The following is a 24,093-nucleotide window of genomic DNA, read 5'->3' as shown; positions in this document are numbered from 1 at the left end:
ATTTTGAGATTGCTTGCGATAACGCTGTTACCTTTCGCGCTTTTTCAGCCACTCCTGCAGCTTGCGCAGTGAAACAGGCGCCTGATACACCGTTCCTTTCCCTTCCTTTAGAGGACGCAACAATCCCTGTTCGGTGAGATTTTTCAGGCGCGCACGCGCGGTGTTATCCGCGATGCCGAGCCGCGATTTAATCCCGGCAGAGCTGAGTAACGAACCCGGCGCATTCAGCGCGATGGCCATGATATCCAGCTCACCTTTGGCTAAGGTCATGTGCTCTTCCACCCACGTCACTAAACGCTCCCGCTCTTTATGCAGCGTGGCGATTTGCTCGGTGAAGGCAGTCACCGCGCGCATCACCACTTCGCACTGAAACTGCACGAAATAGGTCAGATCCATCTCATCAGTTTCGCTGTAAAGATAGGAAATGCCGTACTTTACCGCCGCGGCTTTCAACAGCTTGCTGATGGAGATGTAGCGGAACGCGCTGTAACCGTGACGAATCAGATGATGATAGAACAGCCCGCGCGCGGTGCGCCCGTTGCCGTCATTGAAGGGATGAATGTAGCCGATAGCAAAGTGCAACACGCAGGCCACCAGCAAAGGATGCGTGCCCTGCTGCTCCAGCCACGCAACTTCGGCGCATAACGCGTCCAGCAGGCTATTGAGCCGCTGATAATCCGGCGGCTGATGAATGATTTCGCCGTCGCGCCCGGCAACAAACACATCGTTATTGTCGCGCACGGCGCCGGGCCGATATTTGTCATCATTAATGCCGGCGCAGGCGATGTGATGAATTTCCAGAATATCGGCGCGCGTCAGCGGCGCGTCACCCAGCGTGGCAATGTGCTGCATCAAGCGCCAGTTGCCCATGATCATGCTTTCATCTTCGTTGCGCGGTGCACGCCCCACCGCCAGCAACTCCATCGCCACGCGCGAGGTGGTCGCCGCGCCTTCCAACTGGCTGGATGAAATCGCCTCTTCCATGATCAGCTGTGACATCAGGTAAGAAGCCGCGTCCTCATTCGTTGGTTCGCCGTTGCGCGCAAAGGTCATACGATCAACCATCGACATCGCCGCCGTGATTTTGGCCGTAAGATTACAGGTCACGGTTTGATCGGCGATCACAAAGTGCTGCGCGCTGCTGCGGCGCTTGAATTTCAGTGCGCTCCACACTTTCTCACGCGTCTGACTATCACTGACACGACGATATAACTCATCGAAATGCAGATAGCGCTCATCCCACTCGGCATGACTGGCAAGAAGCGAATTAATCTCACTGATACTCAGTGAATCAACAAGTTGAACGGGCGGGCGGCGCAGTTTCATCTCAAGCAATCTCAAAAACAGGGCATTTTGAGTTTACTTGAGATTCGCTGCGACGACAAATGGCGCTTGCAGCGCGGTTAGCTGCCGTGCCGCTGGCAAAATGCGCGGAGATCGGAGGACTGGAAATCGGCCAGATTCGCCATCAGCTTCTCCAGCGGCCAGTTCCACCAGGCAATCGCCTGCAGCTGCGCCGCAATATCCGCCGCGAAACGTGCACGGATCACTTTGGCTGGCACGCCACCGACAATGGTGTATGGCGGCACATCTTTCGTCACCACCGCACCGGCCGCCAGCACCGCGCCGTCACCCACCGCCACGCCCGGCAGTACGATCACGCCATGCCCAATCCACACATCATTGCCAATGATCACGCGATCGGCGCGACGCTCAGCAAAGAAGCCATTATCGCGTTCCGCCTGCGCATCGTAGTATTCCGGACAGTAGGTGAAACGGTGCTGCGAGGCGCGATCCATCGGATGATTGGGTGCGCCAATCCGTACATGATTGGCAATGGCGGTAAAGCGTCCGATTTGCGCATCGGCAACGCAGCAATGCTCTCCCAGATAGGAGAAGTCCCCCAGCTCGCTGTATTCGATATAGGTTTCGGCCAGCACTTCACATTGCGCGCCAATCTGGGTTTCGCGCATGCGCACGCTGGGATCGATAACAGTGTGTTGCAGTTTTGTCGGTTGCACAGCAGCAATTGCCATAATGAAAGCTCCGTGTGGTCAGATGTCTGGATGACCGGTTGCGACTGGGCAACCGCGAGCGACAACACTACAGCGGCAAAATGACACTAATGCTATTGTGCGTATCTGTTTCAGGCGATTCGAGGAAAAGGAATGAGAACACCGTGGTCAATACTGGCGCTGTTATGGTCAGCCGGACAGGCATCCGCCGCGCTGCCCGCCGACATCAAAGCCGGTGATATTGTGCAAGTGCAGTTAGCGCAACTCCATCCGACGCAGGCTGCGATTGGCTATCGTCAGCTGGATTACAAACAGCATCGTTATCAAGCCGAACCGAAAAAGCTGTTCGATGATTATTGCGAAAGCATGGGGCAGAAAGGCGTTGATAAATTTGACAGTAAATCACGTCTCTCGCAGCCCAGCAGCTTCAGCTGTAAAGCGCCGGTCGGCAGCGAACCGGGGCCGATGAAAACGGCGGTGATTGCGCCGGATAACGTGCTGTACCTTACCGATGGTCATCATACTTTCAGCAATTTCGCCGATATCGCCGGTCTTAACACGCCGGTGCAAGTGCGCATCACCGATGACTTCCGCAGCCTGAAAACCATGTCCGCCTTTTGGCAAAAAATGGAAACGGCACATCTGGTATGGCTGGATACGCCTGCAGGCAAAATTAAACCGGATGCGCTGCCGAAAGAGTTGGGCCGCCAGCATATGCAGAATGATGAATATCGCTCGCTGGTCTATTTCGTGCGCGATATTGGCTTTGAGAAGGAGCAGAATCCGCCGCCGTTCCTCGAGTTCTACTGGGGCAAATGGCTGGAAACACAGCTGCCGCTGAAGAACTTTGACCTCAACAATCGCAGCGGTTACGCCAAAGCGCTGGAAACCATCGCTGAGAAGATGACCAGCGTGCCGAAAGACACGGTAATTGCGCACAGCGATAGCGGCCCGCTGACGGCGGATCGGTTAGGCGCACGTAAGAAAGTGAACGAGAAGAAGCTGGAGAAGCTGGTCTCTGACAATGGCAAACTGACGTGGGCTTTTGCGCAATAATCGTGTGGTCGCCATTCATGGCGTAATGCTCGTCAGTTGAGACATGAAAACCCTTAATTATCGAGAGCACACATTGTAGCGGCGCAATTTATTGCGCGATAAATCGCGCCGCTACGGAAGGTGCGGTGATTTGATACGGCGCTTAACTGATCGGTATTACGCCATTCATGGCGACCCATTCACCCATCAGCGCCCTTTCAGCGTTAAACCAATTCGCAGTTTTTCACACCCGCCGATGGCGCCAGCAGATTTTTATCAAATGCGCGCAGTGCCACGCCATCACGAATACGCATCGGCCAGTCGGGATTGGCTAGCGCGCTTTTGCCTATCGACACATAATCCGCGCCCTGCTCCAGCGCATGCGCCGCCGTGCTGGCATCACTTAACGCGCCATTGGCGATAATCGACAATTTCGGTGCCGCCTGACGCGCAATTTGCACCAGCGACAGCGGCGAATCGGCAAATGCCGGTTGCAGCGCGTCATATTCAGTCAGATGCAGATAATCCACGCCGGCCTCAGCAATCGCGGCGAATACCAGGCGCGCGCCCGCTTCGCCTTCCCGCCATTTGTGATGAAAATCATTCACTTTGCCCTGTGAGAGGCGAATTCCCAGCGTAACATCCTTGCCTACGCGCTGGCGCACCGCGGCGATCACCGCCAGCGTCAGAGACAAACGCGCCACGATATCGCCGCCCCAGCGATCGCTGCGCTGATTGGTGTAATCGGTAAAGAACTGGTCAAGCAGATAGCCGTTAGCGCCATGAATTTCGATGCCATCAAAACCCGCTTCGCCGACTGCCCGCGCCGCAGTGTGCGCAAAGCTGTCGATCACCTGCTGGATCTGCTCTTCATTCATTTCGCGTGGCAGCGGATAGGCGCCATGACCGTGATAGAAACCGAGTTGTTCCCCGCGCGGCTGCACCGCTGAGGGCGCGAGCGTGTCCGGTCGATAGATATTGCCCTGCGATATCGCCCCGGCATGCATCAACTGCGCAATGATTTTGCCGCCATGCTGATGCACCCGATCGGTGATCGCGCGCCAGCCGGCGCTCTGTTTAGCGTTAATCAGCCCCGCCTGAAACGCATAGGTTTGCGACCAGGCTTCATCGATATAGATGCCTTCGGTGATGATGGCGCTAAAGCCGCCGCGCACGAAGCGCTGATAGTAGTGCTGCATACGTTCGCCCGGTATGCCGTCAACGCTGGCGGAGATGCGCGTCATGGGCGCCACCATAATGCGATTCTTCAGCGCCAGCCGGTTCAGTGTGCCGCTCTGAAAAAGATGTTTATCACTCATATTGCTCTCTGGATGCGGATTATCTACAGAGCGCAGTATATTCGGTCGCCACAGGGACAAAAATGGCCGATGATGATACGTCTGTATAACGGAAATCGTTACAATGAACTCAAAAGATGTTGAGGTGTTTCTGATGGTCACCCAGACGCGCAGCTTGACGCAGGCCGCGCGGCGACTGAACACCACGCCGATGACGGTCTCACGCCGACTCGCCTCGCTGGAAGAAGATCTCGGCGTGCGCCTGCTGCATCGCACCACCCGCGCCATTGCGTTAACAGATGAAGGTGAAGAGTTTCTGCCCTACGCCAAAACCCTGACGGAAACCGAACAGAGCGCGCGCAATCTGTTCTCGCCGAATAAACAGGGCGCCACCGGCCAGCTGCGCATCACCGCACCTTCTGGTTTTGGCCGCCGCACCATTATTCCGTTGCTGCCCGCGCTGATGGCGGAGAATCCCGAACTGAAGATCGATTTCCAGCTCAGCGATAACGTCACCGATATTGTTGGGCTGGGCTACGATGTCGCCATTCGCATCGCCCCGCTGCGGGATTCGCGCTTAGTCGCGCAGCGGCTGGCGGATAATCCGCGCGTGCTCTGTGCTTCTCCAGACTATCTGGCGCGCTTCGGCACGCCAAAACTGCTGGCCGATTTGCATCAGCATAACTGCCTGCGCTTATCCGGCGTGCCGCAATGGAGTTTTATAGTCGACGACCATATTTCCAGTGTCAGCGTTGAGGGCCGTTTTAGCGGCAGCAATGTGGAAGGCGTGCGGACCTTGTGCGTGGCGGGCAGCGGCATCGCCCAGCTCTCTGCGTGGGATATGCAGCAAGAGTTGGCGGCAGGTGAACTGACTGAGATTACCTTGCGAGATGCCCAACCGCAGCTGCTCGGCGTCTGGGCGCTGTTTCCCACCGCACGGCATCTGCCAACGCGCGTCACGGTTTTTCTAAACGCCCTAAAACAGGCGATGGCACGTTAATTCAGAAAATGTGAATGGCGAATCAGGGGCAAAATCTGGATGCGGAAGAGGTGGGATTAACCGCGAAGAAAATTAAAATCGACGCATTTCCTGAACTGATTCTGGCAGGAAAGATCAGCGATGCGACAACGGTTACCGCGTTTTTGTTGGCGCGGGCGAAAGGGTTAATCGACTGATCTCTCTGCTTTATTCCAGGTGCGCATGAATGCGCACCCTACGAATACAACATCGATGTTGTGCCGCCATTCAGGGCGACCGATTACTCCGCAGCAATATCCGCTAACACCGCTTCTGCCTGCGCCTTATCCACCGCTACGCCATCAATAAACAGCTGACGCTGTTCACCTGGCGGCAATGTAACGTTCAGCGTTTGCCAGGCTGGCTGGAAGCTGCCTTTGCGCTGGAAGTTGAGGTGAATCGCCTCAGCATCGCTGCGCATTTTCCAGTTGAGCCACAGCGCATTGCCCTGCTGATAACCCCAGCTTTCGCCATCATCCTCAAACAGCACACCGTGGCTAGCCCCTTTACCTTTCAGCGGGAACAGCTGCAAGGTGCGGCGATCGTCAGTTTTAGTGTCAACATGACGCAGGCGCTCGCTGAGCGGTAAGCCCGCTCCGGCACGCACCAGCATCGGCTGGGTTTCCAGCGGAGCCGCCAGCGTGATCCATTGACCGCCGCTGAACCATTGCTGGGTAGCGAAGTCATACCAGCCAGTTTGGTTGTCGGGCAGCCACAGACGACGCTCGCGCTGGCCCGGTTCGACCACGCTGGCCACCAGCAGATCGCGGCCCAGCATAAACTCATCGCACTCGGCGAACGTCTGCGCATCCTGTTCATGATCGAGGAAAGTCGGACGCAGCATCGGTTCATCGTCAGCATGCGCCTGCCACAGTAACGTATAGAGGTAAGGCAGCAGACGATAACGCAGTTCAATCGCGGCGCGGATCGCAGGCGTAGCCGCCGGATACATCCAGGGTTCATTGACGGTGTGATCGTCATTCCACGAGTGAATGGTGAAACGCGGATGCATCACGCCGTTTTGTACCCAGCGCACAAACAGTTCTGCATCTGGTTTATCGCCGGAGAAGCCACCGACGTCGTGTCCCACGTTGTACAAACCGGACAGGCTCATACCCAATCCCATGCGGATGTTGTAACGCAACGTGGTCCAGTTGGTGCGGTTATCGCCGCTCCAGGTTTGCACATAGCGCTGCATCCCGGCGCAACCCGAACGGGAAATCAGGAAAGGACGTTTTTCCGGCGCGAAGCGCTGTTGCGCTTCCATCGAGGCGCGCATCATCAGCAGCGGCATCACCGGGCGAATATGTTTGATGGCAATTGGCGTGCCGAAACCGTGGCAACGCGCTTCGCCGTCCCACACTTCATATTCGTTATTATCGTTCCAGGTGGAATCGATGCCCTTTTCCAGCAGCTGTTTGGTGACGTTTTCCTGCCACCAGGCGACGGCTTGCGGATGGGTAAAATCGAGATGTGAACCTTCGTCATCCCAGAACACCGAACGTTCAGGCGCATCTTCTTCGGAGTCACGAATAAACAGCCCTTGTTCCGCCACTTCGTTATAACGCGGATGATCCTGCAACAGACACGGTTTGATATTGGCGGCGAGGCGCAAGCCGGCGTCGTGAAACGCCTGGCTCATCACCTCCGGCTGCGGCACTTTGTCGTAGTTCCAGTTGAACACGTAGCGCTTGTTGTTAATTGAGGTGTAGCCGGACGAGAGCTGGAATGAATCGCACGGAATATCGTGCTCTTCGCAGAGACGAATGAAGTTCATCAGCTGATGTTGTGCATCCGGCGCATCGGTGTAATGCATGGTTGAACCACTGTAGCCAAGGCTCCATTTCGGGCCGAACAGCGTTTTACCTGTGAGACGCACGAAGGCTTTGGTGACATCCAGCACCTTGTCACCGACAAACAGGTAATAGTCGATATCACCGCTTTCCGCCTGCCAGCGGCGATACGGTTTGTGATAGTTATCGAGTTCATTACCCAGATCAAACCAGCTGCTGCTGAGGTTATCGTAATAGAGACCAAAGCTAACATCGGTACGACGGGTGATGGTAAAAGGCACATGCTTGTACAGCGGATCGGTGGAGGCCGCGTTGTAGCCCATCGCATCAAGGTTGCGCATCTCATAACGCTGGCCATTACGCTGCAAATCGCCGGTTTTCTCGCCGAGACCATAATAGCGATCGTCATTCATGCGGCACTGATAGTGCGCCACGCCATCGCCGTGCGCGTTGATTTGATAAGCGCTGGTTGGGCGGTCGCAGGTCAGCAGCTGCCATGCGCCGTGGCTGTCGCGATATTGCCACTCCAGCGCCAGCGGTTGATGGACGATCACCCGCAGCTTATCGGTGGCCACCACCAGCGTGTCGCCCTCTTCTTCCAGCGTGAACGATGGCAAGGTGAATCCGGCCAGGCTGTCACGCTGACGCCCTTCCCACGGCACATCACTTTGTGGCGCGATGCTCCAGGTGCGATCGAGGCTGTATGCGCCATGACGTTTAATCGCCACGCGGAACATGCCCGTTTCCAGCACATACAGACACAGCGTGTGTTTGCCGTCGACGTTTAACGCCACGTGGTGTGCATCGGAACCGGCTAATGACCAATTTTTTAACGTTTTCATCGTTACCTACTTTTTCATGCGCGCTGGGCGCGACGTTCAGCAATAAAAGCAATCAGGAATACGGCGCCAATCAGGTCGAAGAAGCCCATGGCGACAAACAGCGGATTAAAGCCAATGGTGTCGGCGGTAACACCGATCAGCAGTGAGAACAGGAAGCTGGAGATCCAGGCGAACGAGCCGCGCATGCCGTTGACGGTGGCCATCTGGCCTTTATCAAACTTCTCCACCACCAGCGCGCTCAGCATGCAGGAGATGATCTGATGGCCGAAACCACCAATCGAGATCAGCGCAATCGCTACATAAGGATCTTTAGTGACCGCCACCAGCGCCAGCGACAGCATCAGGAAAGCGCCGGTCACCGAACTCGCCACCACGGAATTAACCTGAGTAAAACCAAAGATTTTGGTGTAGAGCCGCGTCAGATAGCCGCTGGCCGCGCTGCCTAAATCGGCGGCGAGGAACGGCAGCCAGGCGAACATAGCAATCTGCTTCAGATCCATACCCAGCTCTTTCGCCAGATAGAGCGGCACCCAGAAGCTCAGCACGCCCCAGGCAGGTTCAGCCATAAAGGCGGGAATGGCGATGCCGTAAAAACGTTTGTTTTTCGACACGGTTTTCAGCGCGGTAAAGAACGGCAGTTTCACTGCTGGCGGTTCATTATCCTGACGAATAAATTCCAGTTCCGAGGCCTGCAGATTGGGATGCTGCTCCGGATCGCGATAGAACAACCACCACAGCACCACCCAACCCAACGCCAGGCAGCCGGTGAACAGGAACGCGCCCTGCCAGCCAAAGGAAGCGTGCGCAAAGTAGATAATCGGCGGTGCCAGCATCGCGCCAAGCGAGAAGCCCACGCCCGCCCATCCGGCGGCGATAGGACGCTCTTTTTTCGGGAACCATTCGCCAATCACTTTGGCGTTAGCGGGCGTGGCTGCTGCTTCAGCGCCGCCCATGACAAAACGCAGGATAGCCAGATGCACCCAACTGGCCGCGCCAGCGTGGAACAAACAGGCGACGGCCCAAATGGTGGCGCAGATCAGGAAGCCGACTTTCAGGCCAATAACGTCGATCAGCCAGCCGCAAATGGGTTGAAAGAAGGTATACGCCAGCTGGAAGGCGCCGACGATCCAGGAATATTGTTCGGTGGTGATGTTGAGGCTGGTTTTGAGCTCCGGTGCCAGCAAGCCCAACGAGTTACGGGTGATGTAGTTGACCGTGACGCCTGCTAAGAACAGCACCAATACCCACCAGCGCAGATTGCGCAAGGTGCGTTTGGTGCCTGCGGCGGTTATCCCTGGGTTTAAACTGCGGTTCATCTGATTCTCCGTTAGTGAGTCATTTCTAACCATCCGCCAGGAGTGAACCACAGTTGCGAAAAGTGGTCGCCAGATTGATGTCGCAAATGTGATCTGGTTAACCAAAATCACTTACCAGGTTGACTTAACCCCGTAAAGAGCAGAGTTTTAATCCGGAATCGCGTAGTTATTGTCTGATGTAGCGCGCTAATAAAGAATATTGGTCAACCAATAGTGAGTGAGGTAACAACATGAAGCAGACCTGGCGCTGGTACGGCCCCAACGATCCTGTCTCTCTGGCCGATGCGCGCCAGGCGGGCGCAACCGGCATCGTCACCGCACTGCACCACATCCCTAACGGCGAAGTGTGGTCGGTCGACGAAATCATGCAGCGCAAGGCGCTGGTGGAAGCCGCTGGTTTGGTGTGGTCGGTGGTGGAGAGCGTGCCGATTCATGAAGAGATCAAAACCGGCAGCGGCCGCTGTCAGCACTGGATCAGCAATTATCAGCAGTCGCTACGCAACCTGGCGCAGTGCGGCATCAAAACCGTGTGCTACAACTTCATGCCGATCCTTGACTGGACGCGCACCGATCTCGAATATCTGCTGCCGGATGGCGCGAAAGCCCTGCGTTTTGATCAAATTGAGTTCGCGGTGTTTGAACTGCACATTCTGCAGCGTCCCGGCGCGGAGCAGGATTACAGTGCGCAAGAGATCGCCGAGGCTGCTGAACGCTTTGCAACGATGAGTGAAGAGCACCGTAACCGCCTGATGCGCAACATCATCGCCGGTTTGCCGGGGGCGGAGGAAGGCTACACGCTGGATCAATTCCGCGCCCAGCTGGCGCGTTATCAAGGTATCGGTAAGGCCGAGCTGCGTGAGAATTTTGCCACCTTCCTGCGCGCCATTGTCGCGGTTGCGGAAGAAGTGGGCGTGCGCATGGCGGTACATCCGGACGATCCGCCACGCCCAATTCTCGGCTTACCGCGCATCGTTTCCAACGCCGACGATCTGCAATGGATGATCGATACCGTCAGCAGCCCCGCCAACGGTTTCACCATGTGTACCGGCTCGTACGGCGTGCTGGCAGAGAATGATTTAGCCGGCATGGTCAAGCGCTTCGGCCCACGAATCTACTTCGCGCATTTGCGCTCCACCAAGCGGGAAGAGAACCCCAACAGCTTCCACGAAGCCGCGCATTTGGGTGGCGATGTCGATATGTTTGCGGTGATCAAGGCGATTGCCGAAGAGGAGCAGCGACGTAAAGCCGCGGGGGAGGAAGATTTGATTCCAATGCGTCCCGACCACGGCCACCAGATGCTGGATGACCTGAAGAAGAAAACCAATCCCGGCTACTCGGCGATTGGTCGCCTGAAAGGATTGGCGGAAATTCGCGGCGTCGAACTGGCGATCCACCGCGCCTATTTTGCTCAGGAAGCCCACTAATGCGCTTTATGGATGAAGATTTTCTGCTGCAGAGCGACATCGCGCGGCGCTTGTACCACGACTCCGCTGCGGATATGCCAATCTACGATTATCACTGTCACCTCAATCCGCAGGAGATTGCTGAAGATCGTCGCTTCGCCAACCTTGGCCAAATCTGGCTGGAAGGCGATCACTACAAATGGCGCGCGCTGCGTGCCGCAGGCGTCGATGAGTCGTTGATTACCGGCAAGAGCACCAGCGACTACGACAAGTATCTCGCCTGGGCGCAAACGGTGCCAAAAACCCTCGGTAACCCGCTCTATCACTGGACGCACCTTGAACTGCGGCGCCCGTTTGGCATCACCGATACGCTGTTTGGCCCTGACACCGCGCCTGCGATCTGGCAGCGCTGCGCCGAACAGCTGGCGACGCCGGAATTTTCCGCGCGCGGCATCATGCGCCAGATGAAGGTGCGCATGGTAGGCACCACCGACGATCCGGTTGATTCACTGCACTATCACCGCCAGATCGCCGATGACCGCAGTTTTGATATTGACGTTGCGCCGAGCTGGCGTCCGGACAAGGTCTTCAAAATCGAGCTGGAGGGTTTTGTCGACTATCTTGCTCGCCTGGAAGCCGCCGCCGATGTCGCAGTCGACAGCTTCGAGGCGCTAAGCCGCGCGCTGTTACGACGCCTTGACCACTTCTCCGCCCACGGTTGTCGCGCCTCAGACCACGGTATTGAAACCCTGCGCTTTGCGCCGGTGCCGGACGACCGCGTGCTCGATACGATTTTGGCCAAACGTCGCCGTGGCGATGCGCTGGATGAATTGGAAATCGCCCAGTTCAGCAGCGCGGTGTTGGTGTGGCTCGGCAGCGAATATGCGCGACGCGGCTGGGTAATGCAGCTGCACATCGGCGCGATTCGTAATAACAGCACACGCATGTTCCGCCAGCTCGGGCCAGACAGCGGGTTTGATTCGATTGGCGATAACAACATTGCCTGGCCGCTGGCGCGCCTGCTGGATGCGATGGACCTCAACGATCAGCTGCCGAAAACCATTCTCTATTGCCTCAATCCGCGCGATAACGAAGTGCTGGCTACTATGGCGGGCAACTTCCAGGGCGCGGGCGTTGCCGGCAAGGTGCAGTTCGGTTCCGGTTGGTGGTTCAACGATCAGCGCGACGGCATGCTGCGTCAACTGGAGCAACTGTCGCAAATCGGCTTGCTCAGCCAGTTTGTCGGTATGCTGACCGATTCACGCAGCTTCCTCTCCTACACGCGCCACGAATACTTCCGCCGTATTCTGTGCAATCTGCTGGCGCAGTGGGTAAAAGACGGCATTGTGCCGCACGATGAGCCGATGCTCGGCAACATGCTGCGCGACATCTGCTTTAACAATGCCGAACGCTATTTCGCGCTGAAAGCCCAGTGATGGTGGCCTGGTCACTGCGCGCCGTGACCAGGCCGATTCTTATTCGCTATGCTATAGTGCGCGTCTCTGAGTGAGGCTGTATCAGAGATTGTGAATCCTTTAACACACAGAAAAGAGCACGATGAAAACTCAAACTTCAGCACAGCGCCCTTATCAGGAAGTCGGGGAAATGCTCCGCCAGATGATCACGCAGAAGCAGTATGCGGTGGGCGAACGGCTGCCGCCGGAGCGCGAACTCGCCGCGCTATTGAATGTGACGCGTACGCTGGTGCGTGAAGCGCTGATTATGCTGGAGCTGGAAGGATTAATTGAGGTACGTCGCGGTGCGGGCATCTATGTGATTCACGATTCGCCGCAGCAACCTGTTTCGCTTCACAAAGCCAGCAACGATGCCGGACCGTTCGAGATGTTGCAGGCGCGTCAGCTGCTGGAGAGCAATATTGCCGAGTTCGCCGCGCTGCAGGCGACGCGTGAAGACATCATGAAGATGCGCCAGGCGCTGGAGCTGGAAGAGAAAGAGCTGGCGTCGGGAGCGGTCAACCAAAGTGAAAACGGCGATCGCAATTTCCATCTGGCGATTGCCGAAGCCACCCATAACAGCATGCTGGTTGAGCTGTTTAAGCAATCCTGGCAGTGGCGCGAAGATAACGTGATGTGGAGCCAACTGCATCGCCATCTGGTCAACAACGATTACCGCAAACAGTGGCTCGACGATCACAAAAAAATCCTCGCGACGCTGATCAAAAAAGACGCGCGCGCCGCCAAGCTGGCGATGTGGCAACACCTTGAAAATGTGAAACAGCGGCTGCTGGAGTTCTCAGACGTTGATGATATTGATTTCGATGGTTATCTGTTTGAATCCTGGCCGCTGTACGCCACCCATAATCCGCCAAACTAATGTGCGTTAACGACTTACCTTGTAAGGCTAATTACCCAGAGCACACATTGAAGCGGCGCAAATCATTGCGCGCTAAATCGCGCCGCTACGAAAGGTGTGGTGATTCGGCACGGCGCTTGACTGATCGGCATTACGCCATTCAGGGCGACCTTACAACATCAACTCACCACGCTTAACGCCTGATCCTTTGCCAAAAAGAACGGCCTTAAATACGCCACGCTATTCGACAGCGGCAAAATTTCATCGCTAAGCTGAATGCCGATGGTTTCCCGCAGATAACGGCGGCGGGTTTCGATGCGCTGCCACAAAGCCGGATAATGGTTGCGGATGTCGCTTTGCAGCGCCGCATCGGCCAGTACCACGCACTCTTCGGCGCTGGCACCGCTGTAGCCCGGCACCGACGGGATGATGTCAATTTGCAGCATCATGCCGCTCTTGAGCAATTCGGTGGACTGATGATAAATCGGCGACGACATCCACTCTTCGTCCGCCACCAGATGTCCCGGATTGAGGTGCCAGCCAAAACGGGCTTTCGGCAAAACCTGCTCGATAAGCTGATACAGCTCGCTACCGCTCATGCCGCAGCGAATGTTTTCCAGCCAGGCCACCACGGCCGAGAAATAGGGTTTGGCGATGCGCTCCAGATAATCTTGCTGGCCTGGCGGCAGCTCGCTTTGATCGGCAACGACAAAGCCGCTGCGGCTGGAGAGTCCACCTTTAAAAGCGGTGGTTAGCGAGAGCGGATCGCCGCGCTGCACTTTTTTGCAGGTGGGATAAAGGTTCGCTTTGTCGAAACGGCTGCCGGTCGCGGCGATGGTGACCACCGAGTTGCATTGCCCTTCGGCGTGCAGTAACGCGCCCAATTCTGTTTCACGCACGCCCACCTCAATGGCATTCAGCGCGTCCAGCATGCACTTTGACGCGAGGTTTGCGCCATATTCGTAATGGGCGATTTCATTGGCATTGCAGGTGGTGCGCGCGCCGTTATCGCCAATAAACAAATGGATGGCATTTTCTAACGTGGCGTCATCGCTGAGCGTGCGCTGAATGGCATCGACAATAAAGTACGGCAGATCAAACATCGCACGCCCATTGCCGGCGGCGGGCGTAAACATCTTCCAGCCCACCAGCCCGACTTTATGGCCGTTCGCTAAGCCCGCATCTTTGAAGAGACTTTCCAGCGGCACTTCATCGTCCATGGGCTGATTGGGAAGCGAGAAGTACGGCGTGTGCAGCAGCGCGGCCGCTGTGCGTGAGAAGCGCGCCATTTTCAGGTTTTCGTTGCCCAGGACCAGCGTGCAAGCTCCGGAGTGATTCAGCAGCAGCACCCCCTCTTCGAAACGCGGGATAAATCCGGTCAGATATTCGAAATTGCTGCCGTGTTCCTTGTCGGCATAGATCACCAGCCAGTCAAAACCCTCGCGCTGCATGCCCGCCAGCAGCGCGTTCTTGCGCTGCACAAGCGTATCATCGGTGAGAAAAACCGGTTCAACGTCGCTGAACGTCATCGGCGCGGTAATCGGCCCGAACGTGATTGCCATGATGCACTTCCTCGCATTACAGAATGAGATGAGGATAGTCGCGTTTTTAGCGCAGCGGATTTTGATCCACGCGAAAAAAGGCGGAGGGGTGAGCTCCGCCTTGTCTCAAGTTCCAGTCAGTGTGCCTGACCGGTCAGTTGCAAAAGGGCAACGATGATTTGAAGAATGATGCGGACGATGTCCAGCAGCAATCGAACAAGTTCCATCACTTTCCTTCTCCTCTGAGAGGAGCGCGCCTTTCAGCTGCCGGGGCTTTGACTCCACCCGCCGACCGCCTAAGCACAATTGTGAGGAGTGCTGAGCGGCTCTCATTGTAAAAGCCACAGGCCAGCACCACCTGAAACCTGCCGGGATTTAACTATCCGCGCCCCTGGAGTCATCAGAAAAACAATGAGGCTTCGCTCGTCACTCAACACCTGTATAACCATACAGTATTATGGCAAAACTTGAAATATCTCGCCGCACATTTTATTATCGCTGTTGTGAGGAGTGCTGAGCACCCCGTTCGCGGCGCGGTTACCAGCCGTTTAGCGAACATAAAAAAAAGGATTTGGCTTAATGCCAAATCCTTTTTTATTACCTGCGATTAATTATCTGGCGGAACTGATACGCCAAATGGTATTTCCCGCATCATCGGCAATTAATACGCCGCCCTGCCGATCGGTGGCTAAACCAACCGGCAAGCCGCGCACCTGCTTCTGATCGTCGGTGAGGAAACCTGTCACCACCGGCTGTGGTTGTCCCACCGGTTTCCCATTCTCGAATTTCACCCACACCACCTGATAGCCGTTGAGCGGCGTACGGTTCCAGCTGCCGTGTTCGCTGATAAACGCCCCGCCGCGATACTGCGGCATATTATCCGCGCCGTAGAACAACAGACCGAGTGGTGCGACGTGCGAACTCAGGGCGTAATCCGGTTTAATCGCCTTCTCTACCAGATCCGGCCTCTGCGGCTGCGCGCGCTCATCCACGTGCTGGCCATAATAGCTGTACGGCCAGCCGTAAAAGCCTTTGTCCTGCACCGACGTCATGTAATCCGGCACTAAATCAGAACCGATCTCGTCGCGTTCATTCACAATCGCCCACAGCTTGCCGCTCTGCGGCTCCCACTGCAATCCGGTGGGATTGCGCAGGCCGCTGGCATAAATCCGGCTGGCACCGCTGGCCGCATCCACTTCCAGCACCGCCGCACGGCGATACTCCTCGCCAATGCCGTTTTCCGTCACGTTACTGTTCGAACCTACGCCAACGTACAGCTTGCTGCCGTCGGGGCTGGCGAGCAGCGATTTGGTCCAGTGATGATTAATTGGCCCGCCCGGCAGCTCGGTCACTTCCACCGGCGGGGTGCGGATCTCGGTTTGCCCGGTTTCATACGGGAATTTCACCAGGCTATCGGCGTTCGCCACATACAGCGTGTTGCCCACCAGCTGCATACCAAACGGCGCCGTCAGGTTGTCGATAAAGCGATGTTGCTCCCATTTGCCGTTAACATTACGCAGCAAGGTAATGCGATTACCGCCCTCGCCGCCCTTGCCAGACGCTTTCTGCACAATGCCCATAATCAGCTGCTTCGGTGCGGTGGTCGGTTTCGGTGTGCCATTGGATTCCGCCACCAGCACATCATTGTTCGGCAGCACCAGCACCTGACGCGGATGCTGCAGATTGTCGGCGATCTTTTCGATCTTTAACCCGTCTGCCACTTTCGGCATTTCACCGGCTTTCCACGGCGTGCCTTCCGGCACCTGCATCGGCGGCATAAAGAAGTTCTGCGCCTGCGGCAGTTCAGGATTCGCACCGATTTGCTTTTGAGGATCGATCAGCGCCCCGTCGTCACAAGCGCTGAGCAGCATCGCGATGGCTACCGCACTGAGTAAGTGTTTCATACGCGACCTCCTTGCGTGCGACGTTCGCGCAACACCAGCTGCACGTTAGCGATCAGCAGCAGCGCCACCACCAGCGTCGACAGCGTGATGCCCAGTGGCACCACCGCGTAAGCATCGCGACTGTGAATAAAGGCATTCACCACCGCCAGCACGATCGCCAGCAGCGACAGCCAGAAATGGGTTTTCTCGGTCGGCCGCGCGCCACGGAATAAATAAACCAAACTGATTAAACGTGGCAGGATGGCCAGCACCAGACCGATAGCGATCAGCCAACTAGCGGATTTGGTCCACATGATGACGAAGGTTTGCAAATAGAGGATATCGAAAAACCAGGCGGCGACAAAAAAGCCCAGCGGCAACGGTTCCAGCAGCGTATACAACGTCACACCGAACACCGATCTTCCTGAGGTATGAAACATTACTCTCTCCCTTACCGTATTATTGTCAGATGGTGCACGCGTTTCGCTTTTATAAAACAACGTGCAGCCACCTGTGAAATATTAGTAAAGATAAACAGTAACGTTTAACACTTATCTAACACACTCTAACTTAAGACTTATCTGCCGGCAGGCTTACCCAATAACCTGGTTGATACGGCAAAGGCAGAAACTTTTCGTGGAACTCACGGAACGTGGCGTCCGGATCGAGATCGGCAAACAGTTCAGGATGTAGCCACTTCGCCAGCGCCTGAATCGCGACAAACTGATACGGGCTGTCGTAGAACTGATGCCAGATGGCATGCGCGTTACCGTTGTGCGCCACCGGCAGTGTTTTGAAGGCATCACGCATCATTAGCAGGCGTAAACGCGCCGTCGCTTCTTTCACATCCGCACCGGGCCCCACGCCAACCCATTTACCCACGGTGTTGTAGTTTTTCCAGTTCGCGCCTGTCACCACCACCACATCGGGACGGCTGGCGATGATCTGCTCGGGATTGAGTGTGCCGAACGTGCCTGGAATCAACGCTTTGGCGATATTGCTGCCGCCCGCCAGTTCTACCATCTGACCAAAGTTCTCGTTACCAAACGACATGCAGCACTCGTCGCTGTAGCCGCCAGCACGATCAATCATCACTTTCGGGCGCGTGCCGTTAAAGTTTTTCAGGCGATCGGTCACCTTTTCGATTTGCGCACGGCGGAACGCCACGATCTCTTCGGCGCGCTGCGGATTGTTCACCAGCTCGCCCATGATGCGGATGCTTTGCTCAGCATGTTCCATCGGCTTCTCGCGGAAGTCGATAAATACCACCGGCACGCCCACCGCTTGTAACTTCTCGATCAGCTTGCCTTCGTCGGTCGCGGCTTTGGATTCGAGGTTCATCAGCACCAAATCGGGCTTCAGCGTCAGCGCCTGTTCGACGTTAAAGGTGCCATCTTTCGCGCCACCAAAGGTCGGCAGCTTTTTGATCTGCGGATATTTCTTTTCATACGCCATATAGCCGTCGTAGTCGGCTTTATGGAAATCGTCACGCCAGCCCACCACGCGCTGGAACGGCGCAGCGGTGTCAAACGCCGCCAGCAAATACATCTGACGCCCTTCGCCGAGAATGATGCGTTTAGACTCCTCCTTGACCTCGACCTGTCGTCCAGCCACATCGGTAATGGTTTTCGCCGCAACGTGACCCGTCACCGCCAGTAATCCCAGTGCTATCAGCCATGATTTCATTTAATACACCTAGAATGATAATGATTATTATTTAAATTTCGCGGCGTCACTATTACCTGGCTGACAGCAAATGAAAAGCCCCGGAGACACATTTTTTTACATTCCCCGCGCTTTTTCCCACTGTGCAATCGCTCACAAAATGCCCTTCATTCGTGAAAAACCTCACAGCTTACCGGGCAAATGCCCAATTAATCGCCGCGCTATCCCGCGCTTTGGCTAATGCGTAAACAAAATGTGAACGCTAAATTACAAAATGAAACGACGTTTTATTTTTTAAGTTAATACTCAGTTGGGCAAGCCACTGAGTTGAAGGAGGAGTTACCGTGAAGATCAGTGCCATTGATGTCACCCTGTTTAGCTACCCCACGCGACGCGTCTCTGACAGCGCCGGACATTCGCATCCCGGTGCAGAGACCGATGCCCAAATGGCGCTGCTAACCATCACCAGCGAAGATGGCGATTGCGGCTACGCGTTTGCCCCCGCAGAAGTGATTCGTCCGCACGTGGTGAATACCTTCTTCCGCAAAGTGCTGATTGGGCAAAATGCCTTTGATCGCGAGCGTCTGTGGCAGGATCTGGTGCACTGGCAGCGCGGTAGCGCCCATCAGCTCACCGAACGTGCGTTATCGGCGGTGGAACAGGCGCTGTGGGATTTGATTGGTCGCAAGCTCAAACAACCGGTCCACAAACTGCTTGGCGGTTATCGCGAGAAAATTCCCGCTTACGGCAGCACCATGTGCGGCGATGAGCTGGAAGGCGGTTTATCCACGCCCGATGAATACGCGCAGTTTGCCGAAAAACTGGTCGCGCGCGGTTATCAGGCCATCAAACTGCACACCTGGATGCCGCCGGTTTCGTTCGCGCCCAGCACCCAAATGGACATCAAAGCCTGCGCCGCGGTGCGCGAAGCGGTCGGCCCGGACATCGCCCTGATGCTCGACGGCTATCACTGGTACAGCCGCAGCGAGGCGCTCACCATCGGCAAAGCGCTGGAAAAACTCAATTTCGCCTGGTTCGAAGAGCCGATGGAAGAGGAAAGCATGGCGTCGTACGCGTGGCTGGCGGAAAACCTCAGCATTGATGTGCTCGGCCCGGAAAGTCTCGGCGGCAAACACCACAGCCGCGCCGATTGGGTGCGCGCTGGTGCGTGTGACATTCTGCGCGCCGGTGCTAACGGCGTCGGCGGCATCTCCGCCACCATGAAGGTCGCCAGCCTGGCCGAAGCCTTTGGTATGGATTGCGAAGTACACGGCAACGGTGCCGCCAGCATCGCGGTGGTCGGCGCTATCCGCAACTGCCGCTGGTACGAACGCGGTCTGCTGCATCCGTTCCTCGATTACGAACAGCCGCCGGCCTATCTCAACGCGCTGGTCGATCCCATGGACGCAGAGGGTTTTGTCCATCTGCCAACGCGTCCCGGACTTGGGGAGGACATCAATTTCGCGTGGATTGAGACACACACGCTAAATCGCTGGTAAGCGCCCAACACAAGCAGTACGGCATAAAAACGATAAACCTCTGACCTGCTGGACTTTGCTTATGAACCTGATGAACCCCTGCAGAGCGTGGTGCGCCGCGCTGCTGCTGCTCACCTGTAGCCCATCGTTGCTGGCGGCCACGCCAGACGACCAGCTGATTGTGGGCATGAACATGAATAACCTGCTAACGCTCGACCCCGCCGCCATGACCGGCAACGAAGTGGTCGGCATTGTCGTCAATCTCTATGACGGTTTAGTCGAGTTAGATCCGCAACAGCTCACCAACGTGCGCCCGGCGCTGGCGGAGCGCTGGGAGATCAGCCCCGACAATCGTCAACTCACCTTCCATCTGCGTGACAATGTCACCTTCCACTCCGGCAATCCGTTGAGCAGCGCCGATGTAATCTGGTCGATGCGTCGCGTGCTGCACCTGAACCTGGCGCAGGCCTCGGTATGGAAATCTTACGGCTTCAGCAAAGAGAACGTGGATGAGATGATTAGCGCGCCGGATGCGCGCACGGTAGTGATTCGCCTGCCCAAGCCTAACGATCCCAAGCTGGTGCTCTATTCGCTGGCGGCGCTCGGCAGCATGGTGGTGCTCGACAGCAAAACCGTGCAGGCGCAGGCGGTGAATAACGATTGGGGCAATCGCTGGCTCACCACCCACGAAGCGGGTTCCGGACCGTTCCGCCTGGATGTGTGGCAGGCCAAAGATGTGCTGCGCATCAGCCGCGATGCCCACTACTGGCGCGGTGCGCCGAAGCTGACGCGTGTGGTGTTCCGTCATCTGCAGGAGTCGCAAACCTTGCGTCTGATGATGGAGAAAGGCGATCTCGATATTGCCAGCAACATGGCGATCCCCGATGTAAAAGCGCTGCGCCACGATCCCGATCTCACCATCGACGCGGTACAAAAAGGCACGATTTATTACCTGGCGATGAGCATGAAGGACGATCACTTCGCCCATCCGCAGGTACGCGAAGCGCTGCGTTATCTGGTGGATTATCAGGGGATTAACAAAACGCTAATGGCCGGTTACGGCACGCTGCATCAGCGGCCAATTCAAGCCGGCATGCCGGCAACGCTGCCCGATCCTGGCTACAAGCTGGATGTGCCGCGCGCCAAAGCCTTGCTGGCCGCCGCCGGTTATCCCAACGGGTTTGATACCACGCTGCGCGTGCTGGCCGATCAGCCGTTCCTCAATGTCGCGATTGCGATTCAGTCCACGCTGATGCAGGGCGGCATTCGCGCCAAAATCATTACCGGCACCGGTAACCAGATCTACGGTGCGATGCGCGATCGTCAGTTCAATCTGCTGGTCGGGCGCGGCGGCAGCGGCGTGGAGCCGCATCCGCACTCCAGCCTGCGCGCGCTGGTGTACAACCCCAACAACGCCGACAGCGCGCGCCTCACCAATTTTCAGGGCTGGCGCACCGGTTTTTATGACGCGCAGCTGAACAGCATGATCGATAAAGCGCTGCTGGAGCGCGATGTAAAACAGCAGCAGCAGGATTACTTCGCTATCCAGCAGCGCTACGACCAGCTGATTCCGGCGCTGATGCCGATCTCGCAAATGACCGATTCGGTGGTGGTGAATAATCGGGTGCAGGATTACGTGCCGCATCCATCGGCCACCACTTTCCTGCGTGACGTATGGAAAACGCCAGACAGCCTGGCGGGAGGTGCGCAATGAAGCTGACAAAAAGCCACTGGCGGCGCCTGCGTAGCCGCACCGTTCAGGTGGCGATCACGCTGTTTGGCCTGCTGTTGCTGACCTTCTTTATTGGTCGTGTGATGCCGCTCGATCCGGTGCTGGCGATTGTCGGGCCGGATGCCGATCACAACACCTATCAGCAGGTTTATCACCAACTCGGCTTCGATAAACCGCTGTGGGTGCAGTTTGGTATCTATCTGCAAGGCCTGCTGCACGGCAATCTGGGGCTGGCGCTACTGACCGGGCAGCCGGTGATCAACGATATCCTGCGCGTCTTCCCGGCCACGGTAGAACTGGCGACGCTGGCGATTGTGATTGGTACCGGCCTCGGCGTCCCGCTGGGCGTGTGGGCCGCCGCACGCCGCAACAGCGTGATTGACTATCTGGTGCGTATCATTAGCCTGGCGGGTTACTCCACGCCGATCTTCTGGGTAGGCATGGTCGGTCTGCTGCTGTTTTATGCCCATCTCGGCTGGGTCGGTGGCGCGGGCCGTGTCGATTTCAGTCTCGATGGCATTGTGCCGCGTCGCACCGGTTTTCTGCTGATCGATGCCTTGCTGGTGGGCAACTTCACGGTGTTCAGCAATGCGCTCAATCACCTGATTCTGCCAGCGTCCCTGCTCGGCTTTCACTCGCTGGCTTACATCAGCCGCATGACGCGCAGCTTTATGCTGGCGCAACTGTCGCAGGAGTTCATTTTGACGGCGCGGGTGAAAGGACTCAGCGAATGGCAGGTGATTTGGCAGCACGCGTTCCGCAATATTCTGGTGCAGCTGCTCACGGTGGTGGCGCTGGCGTACGGCTCGCTGCTGGAAGGCGCGGTGCTGATTGAAACCGTGTTCTCATGGCCCGGTTTTGGGTCCTATCTCACCGGCAGTTTGATGCTCGGCGATATGAATGCGGTGATGGGCTGCGTGCTGGTGGTCGGCCTGATATTCGTGCTGCTCAATCTTCTCTCTGACCTGCTCTATCAGGTGTTCGATCCGAGGACCAAAGTATGACGATTTCTCTCGATACGCCGTTAGCCAGCCAGACGCGCGAACGGCTGGCGCGCTGTCGCCGCACCGGCGCGCGCATCGGCCATTTTCTCGGGCAAATGGCGCGCAACCCGCTAACCGCGATTGGCGGCGGCATCATTTTGCTGCTGCTGGTGGTGGCGCTGTTCGCACCCTGGATCGCGCCCTACCATCCGCTGATTCAGGATCTCAACAACGCGCTGACGCCGCCCAACGCGCAGCACTGGTTTGGCACCGATGAATTTGGCCGCGACATCTTCAGCCGTCTGGTATGGGGCGCGCGCATCACGCTGTATATCGTGCTGCTGGTCTCGATCACCGTGGGTCCGCTGGGCTTGCTGCTCGGCGTCACCGCCGGTTACTTCGGCGGCAAAGTGGATAGCGTGTTGATGCGCGTCACCGACATCTTCATCTCCTTCCCTAGCCTGGTGCTGGCGCTGGCGTTTGTCGCCGCGCTCGGTCCGGGGCTGGAGCATGTGGTGATCGCCATTACGCTCACCGCCTGGCCGCCGATTGCCCGTCTGGCGCGCGCTGAAGCACTGTCGCTGCGTCAGGCCGACTTTGTCTCCGCGGTGCGCTTACAGGGCGCCTCGTCACTGCGCATTTTGTGGAAACACATTGTGCCGCTGTGCCTGCCTTCGGTGATTATCCGCATCACCATGAATATGGCGGGCATCATTCTCACCGCTGCCGGACTCGGTTTTCTCGGTTTGGGCGCGCAGCCGCCGGATCCGGAATGGGGCGCGATGATCGCCAGCGGCCGCACATACATGCTGGAGTGTTGGTGGGTGGTGACGGTGCCAGGTCTGGCGATTCTGATCAACAGCTTAGCGTTCAACTTCTTAGGAGATGGCTTACGTGACATCCTCGATCCCCGCAGCGAATAGCGCTGCACCGTTGCTCGACGTGCAGGATTTACAGGTCAATTTCGTCAATGGCCGGCTGGTGACGCCCGCCGTGCGCGGCATCTCCTTCCAGTTGGGCAAGGAGAAACTGGCGATTGTGGGTGAATCCGGTTCCGGCAAATCCACCGTTGGCCGCGCGCTGTTACAGCTGCATCCACGCAGCGCGCAGGTCACGGCACAGCGCATGCAGTTTGGTGAGATGGACCTGCTGCGTGCCACGCCGGCGCAGATGCGCGCCATTCGCGGCAAGCGCATCTCCATGATTATGCAGGATCCGAAATATTCGCTGAATCCGGTGGTACGCGTGGGTGAGCAGATTGCTGAAGCCTGGCGCAGTCATCATCCCGGCCAGCGCGAGGTTGCGCGGCAGCGGGCGATGGAGATGCTCGACGTGGTGCAGGTGCGCGATCCGGGCCGCATCTATCAATGTTATCCGCACGAAATTTCCGGTGGTCAGGGCCAGCGCGTGATGATCGCCATGATGCTGATTACCGATCCCGAGCTGCTGATTGCCGACGAACCCACTTCGGCGCTGGATGTTTCGGTGCGTTTGCAGGTGCTGGCGCTGCTGGATGATTTGGTGAAACAGCGCGGTCTGGGGCTGATTTTTATCAGTCACGACATCAATCTGGTGCGGCGTTTCTGTGACCGCGTGCTGGTGATGTATGCCGGGCGCGTGGTGGAGTCGCTGGCGGCCAGCGAACTCGATCAGGCGCAGCATCCCTATACGCAAGGCCTCCTCGCTGCACTGCCCGATATGGATCAGCGTCGCGCGCGTCTGCCGGTGCTGCAACGTCAGGCCAGCTGGCTGCAACCCTAAGGAGCAATGATGAACGA

20 protein-coding genes are annotated in these 24,093 nt (G+C 57.0%); 11 read left to right on the top strand and 9 right to left on the bottom strand.

All coding sequences use genetic code 11. The features are described 5' to 3' along the window. Positions 1–27: 27 nt before the first annotated feature. Together P6287_RS09230 and P6287_RS09225 are read right to left on the bottom strand one after the other, a co-directional pair. Positions 28–1,326, bottom strand: a complete 1,299-nt coding sequence (locus P6287_RS09230; RefSeq protein WP_277974840.1) for a Fic family protein — start codon at positions 1,324–1,326, stop codon at positions 28–30. A gap of 77 nt (positions 1,327–1,403) precedes the next feature. Continuing rightward, positions 1,404–2,036: a DapH/DapD/GlmU-related protein gene (locus P6287_RS09225; RefSeq protein WP_277974839.1), complete on the bottom strand. Its 633-nt coding sequence runs from the start codon at positions 2,034–2,036 to the stop codon at positions 1,404–1,406. 132 nt (positions 2,037–2,168) lie between these two features. On the opposite strand from P6287_RS09225, the gene P6287_RS09220 reads away from it, so the two are divergent. Beyond that, positions 2,169–3,071, top strand: coding sequence for a ParB/Srx family N-terminal domain-containing protein (locus tag P6287_RS09220; protein ID WP_110866107.1), 903 nt, complete (start codon positions 2,169–2,171; stop codon positions 3,069–3,071). A 203-nt stretch (positions 3,072–3,274) separates the two neighbouring features. Here P6287_RS09220 and P6287_RS09215 read toward each other — a convergent pair whose 3' ends face one another. Further along, the gene (locus P6287_RS09215) at positions 3,275–4,369 is read right to left on the bottom strand and encodes an NADH:flavin oxidoreductase (RefSeq protein ID WP_277974838.1); all 1,095 of its coding nucleotides are present in this window, start codon (positions 4,367–4,369) and stop codon (positions 3,275–3,277) included. 103 nt (positions 4,370–4,472) lie between these two features. Between P6287_RS09215 and P6287_RS09210 the strand changes: the two genes are divergently transcribed. Together P6287_RS09210 and P6287_RS09205 are read left to right on the top strand one after the other, a co-directional pair. After that, the gene (locus P6287_RS09210; RefSeq protein ID WP_277974837.1) at positions 4,473–5,348 is read left to right on the top strand and encodes a LysR family transcriptional regulator; all 876 of its coding nucleotides are present in this window, start codon (positions 4,473–4,475) and stop codon (positions 5,346–5,348) included. Positions 5,349–5,362: 14 nt separating this feature from the next. Next, positions 5,363–5,524, top strand: coding sequence for a hypothetical protein (locus P6287_RS09205; RefSeq protein ID WP_225614358.1), 162 nt, complete (start codon positions 5,363–5,365; stop codon positions 5,522–5,524). An 83-nt stretch (positions 5,525–5,607) separates the two neighbouring features. Here P6287_RS09205 and P6287_RS09200 read toward each other — a convergent pair whose 3' ends face one another. Further along, entirely contained in the window at positions 5,608–8,001 is a 2,394-nt protein-coding gene (locus P6287_RS09200) for a glycoside hydrolase family 31 protein (RefSeq protein ID WP_277974836.1), read from the bottom strand. A gap of 14 nt (positions 8,002–8,015) precedes the next feature. Beyond that, entirely contained in the window at positions 8,016–9,317 is a 1,302-nt protein-coding gene (locus P6287_RS09195) for an MFS transporter (protein ID WP_110866104.1), read from the bottom strand. A gap of 230 nt (positions 9,318–9,547) precedes the next feature. Between P6287_RS09195 and uxuA the strand changes: the two genes are divergently transcribed. The 3 genes from uxuA (at position 9,548) to uxuR (ending at position 13,054) form a co-directional block, all read left to right on the top strand. After that, positions 9,548–10,741 carry a mannonate dehydratase gene (uxuA, locus tag P6287_RS09190; protein ID WP_192411883.1) on the top strand — a complete coding sequence of 398 codons (1,194 nt, stop codon included), beginning with the start codon at positions 9,548–9,550 and terminating at the stop codon, positions 10,739–10,741. Beyond that, positions 10,741–12,156 (top strand): glucuronate isomerase, encoded by a 1,416-nt coding sequence (gene uxaC / locus P6287_RS09185; RefSeq protein WP_277974835.1) that lies wholly within the window; start codon positions 10,741–10,743, stop codon positions 12,154–12,156. Before uxuA ends, uxaC begins: the two co-directional genes overlap by 1 nt. 121 nt (positions 12,157–12,277) lie before the next feature. Then, complete coding sequence (uxuR, locus tag P6287_RS09180; protein WP_137385745.1) at positions 12,278–13,054, top strand: Uxu operon transcriptional regulator; 777 nt, start codon at positions 12,278–12,280, stop codon at positions 13,052–13,054. Positions 13,055–13,212: 158 nt separating this feature from the next. Here the strand turns inward: uxuR and P6287_RS09175 are convergent, their stop codons facing one another. The 4 genes from P6287_RS09175 to P6287_RS09160 all read right to left on the bottom strand — a co-directional run bounded on the left by P6287_RS09175 (position 13,213) and on the right by P6287_RS09160 (position 18,143). Next, on the bottom strand, positions 13,213–14,595 hold the full coding sequence (locus P6287_RS09175) for an aminopeptidase P family protein (protein WP_277974834.1): 1,383 nt from the start codon (positions 14,593–14,595) through the stop codon (positions 13,213–13,215). A 590-nt stretch (positions 14,596–15,185) separates the two neighbouring features. Then, positions 15,186–16,478 (bottom strand): sorbosone dehydrogenase family protein, encoded by a 1,293-nt coding sequence (locus tag P6287_RS09170; protein WP_101764461.1) that lies wholly within the window; start codon positions 16,476–16,478, stop codon positions 15,186–15,188. Continuing rightward, on the bottom strand, positions 16,475–16,897 hold the full coding sequence (locus P6287_RS09165; protein ID WP_192233770.1) for a DUF2231 domain-containing protein: 423 nt from the start codon (positions 16,895–16,897) through the stop codon (positions 16,475–16,477). Before P6287_RS09165 ends, P6287_RS09170 begins: the two co-directional genes overlap by 4 nt. 130 nt (positions 16,898–17,027) lie before the next feature. Continuing rightward, positions 17,028–18,143: an ABC transporter substrate-binding protein gene (locus P6287_RS09160; protein WP_277974833.1), complete on the bottom strand. Its 1,116-nt coding sequence runs from the start codon at positions 18,141–18,143 to the stop codon at positions 17,028–17,030. A gap of 323 nt (positions 18,144–18,466) precedes the next feature. Between P6287_RS09160 and P6287_RS09155 the strand changes: the two genes are divergently transcribed. The 5 genes from P6287_RS09155 (at position 18,467) to P6287_RS09135 (ending at position 24,076) form a co-directional block, all read left to right on the top strand. Then, positions 18,467–19,621 (top strand): mandelate racemase family protein, encoded by a 1,155-nt coding sequence (locus tag P6287_RS09155; protein WP_277974832.1) that lies wholly within the window; start codon positions 18,467–18,469, stop codon positions 19,619–19,621. 61 nt (positions 19,622–19,682) lie between these two features. Further along, complete coding sequence (locus P6287_RS09150; RefSeq protein ID WP_277974831.1) at positions 19,683–21,314, top strand: ABC transporter substrate-binding protein; 1,632 nt, start codon at positions 19,683–19,685, stop codon at positions 21,312–21,314. Then, a complete protein-coding gene (locus P6287_RS09145) occupies positions 21,311–22,336 on the top strand; it encodes an ABC transporter permease (protein ID WP_064741146.1) in 1,026 nt (341 codons plus the stop codon). The genes P6287_RS09150 and P6287_RS09145 overlap by 4 nt, the downstream gene beginning before the upstream one ends. Further along, positions 22,333–23,238, top strand: coding sequence for an ABC transporter permease (locus tag P6287_RS09140; protein WP_101764467.1), 906 nt, complete (start codon positions 22,333–22,335; stop codon positions 23,236–23,238). Before P6287_RS09145 ends, P6287_RS09140 begins: the two co-directional genes overlap by 4 nt. Beyond that, on the top strand, positions 23,210–24,076 hold the full coding sequence (locus tag P6287_RS09135) for an ABC transporter ATP-binding protein (protein WP_277974830.1): 867 nt from the start codon (positions 23,210–23,212) through the stop codon (positions 24,074–24,076). Before P6287_RS09140 ends, P6287_RS09135 begins: the two co-directional genes overlap by 29 nt. The last annotated feature ends 17 nt before the right edge of the window (positions 24,077–24,093 follow it).

Origin of the sequence: Pantoea sp. X85 (assembly GCF_029623675.1) — a bacterium.
Taxonomy (GTDB): Bacteria; Pseudomonadota; Gammaproteobacteria; order Enterobacterales; family Enterobacteriaceae; genus Pantoea; species Pantoea leporis.
Note: the sequence above shows the minus strand (reverse complement) of the source record. Positions and strands in the feature narration are given on the sequence as shown.

Bases quoted from the DNA above. Each gene is read 5' to 3' on its own strand.
- P6287_RS09230 (WP_277974840.1), bottom strand. From the start codon at position 1,326: ATGAAACTGCGCCGCCCGCCCGTTCAACTTGTTGATTCACTGAGTATC.
- P6287_RS09225 (WP_277974839.1), bottom strand. From the start codon at position 2,036: ATGGCAATTGCTGCTGTGCAACCGACAAAACTGCAACACACTGTTATC.
- P6287_RS09220 (WP_110866107.1), top strand. From the start codon at position 2,169: ATGAGAACACCGTGGTCAATACTGGCGCTGTTATGGTCAGCCGGACAG.
- P6287_RS09215 (WP_277974838.1), bottom strand. From the start codon at position 4,369: ATGAGTGATAAACATCTTTTTCAGAGCGGCACACTGAACCGGCTGGCG.
- P6287_RS09210 (WP_277974837.1), top strand. From the start codon at position 4,473: ATGAACTCAAAAGATGTTGAGGTGTTTCTGATGGTCACCCAGACGCGC.
- P6287_RS09205 (WP_225614358.1), top strand. From the start codon at position 5,363: ATGGCGAATCAGGGGCAAAATCTGGATGCGGAAGAGGTGGGATTAACC.
- P6287_RS09200 (WP_277974836.1), bottom strand. From the start codon at position 8,001: ATGAAAACGTTAAAAAATTGGTCATTAGCCGGTTCCGATGCACACCAC.
- P6287_RS09195 (WP_110866104.1), bottom strand. From the start codon at position 9,317: ATGAACCGCAGTTTAAACCCAGGGATAACCGCCGCAGGCACCAAACGC.
- uxuA (WP_192411883.1), top strand. From the start codon at position 9,548: ATGAAGCAGACCTGGCGCTGGTACGGCCCCAACGATCCTGTCTCTCTG.
- uxaC (WP_277974835.1), top strand. From the start codon at position 10,741: ATGCGCTTTATGGATGAAGATTTTCTGCTGCAGAGCGACATCGCGCGG.
- uxuR (WP_137385745.1), top strand. From the start codon at position 12,278: ATGAAAACTCAAACTTCAGCACAGCGCCCTTATCAGGAAGTCGGGGAA.
- P6287_RS09175 (WP_277974834.1), bottom strand. From the start codon at position 14,595: ATGGCAATCACGTTCGGGCCGATTACCGCGCCGATGACGTTCAGCGAC.
- P6287_RS09170 (WP_101764461.1), bottom strand. From the start codon at position 16,478: ATGAAACACTTACTCAGTGCGGTAGCCATCGCGATGCTGCTCAGCGCT.
- P6287_RS09165 (WP_192233770.1), bottom strand. From the start codon at position 16,897: ATGTTTCATACCTCAGGAAGATCGGTGTTCGGTGTGACGTTGTATACG.
- P6287_RS09160 (WP_277974833.1), bottom strand. From the start codon at position 18,143: ATGAAATCATGGCTGATAGCACTGGGATTACTGGCGGTGACGGGTCAC.
- P6287_RS09150 (WP_277974831.1), top strand. From the start codon at position 19,683: ATGAACCTGATGAACCCCTGCAGAGCGTGGTGCGCCGCGCTGCTGCTG.
- P6287_RS09145 (WP_064741146.1), top strand. From the start codon at position 21,311: ATGAAGCTGACAAAAAGCCACTGGCGGCGCCTGCGTAGCCGCACCGTT.
- P6287_RS09140 (WP_101764467.1), top strand. From the start codon at position 22,333: ATGACGATTTCTCTCGATACGCCGTTAGCCAGCCAGACGCGCGAACGG.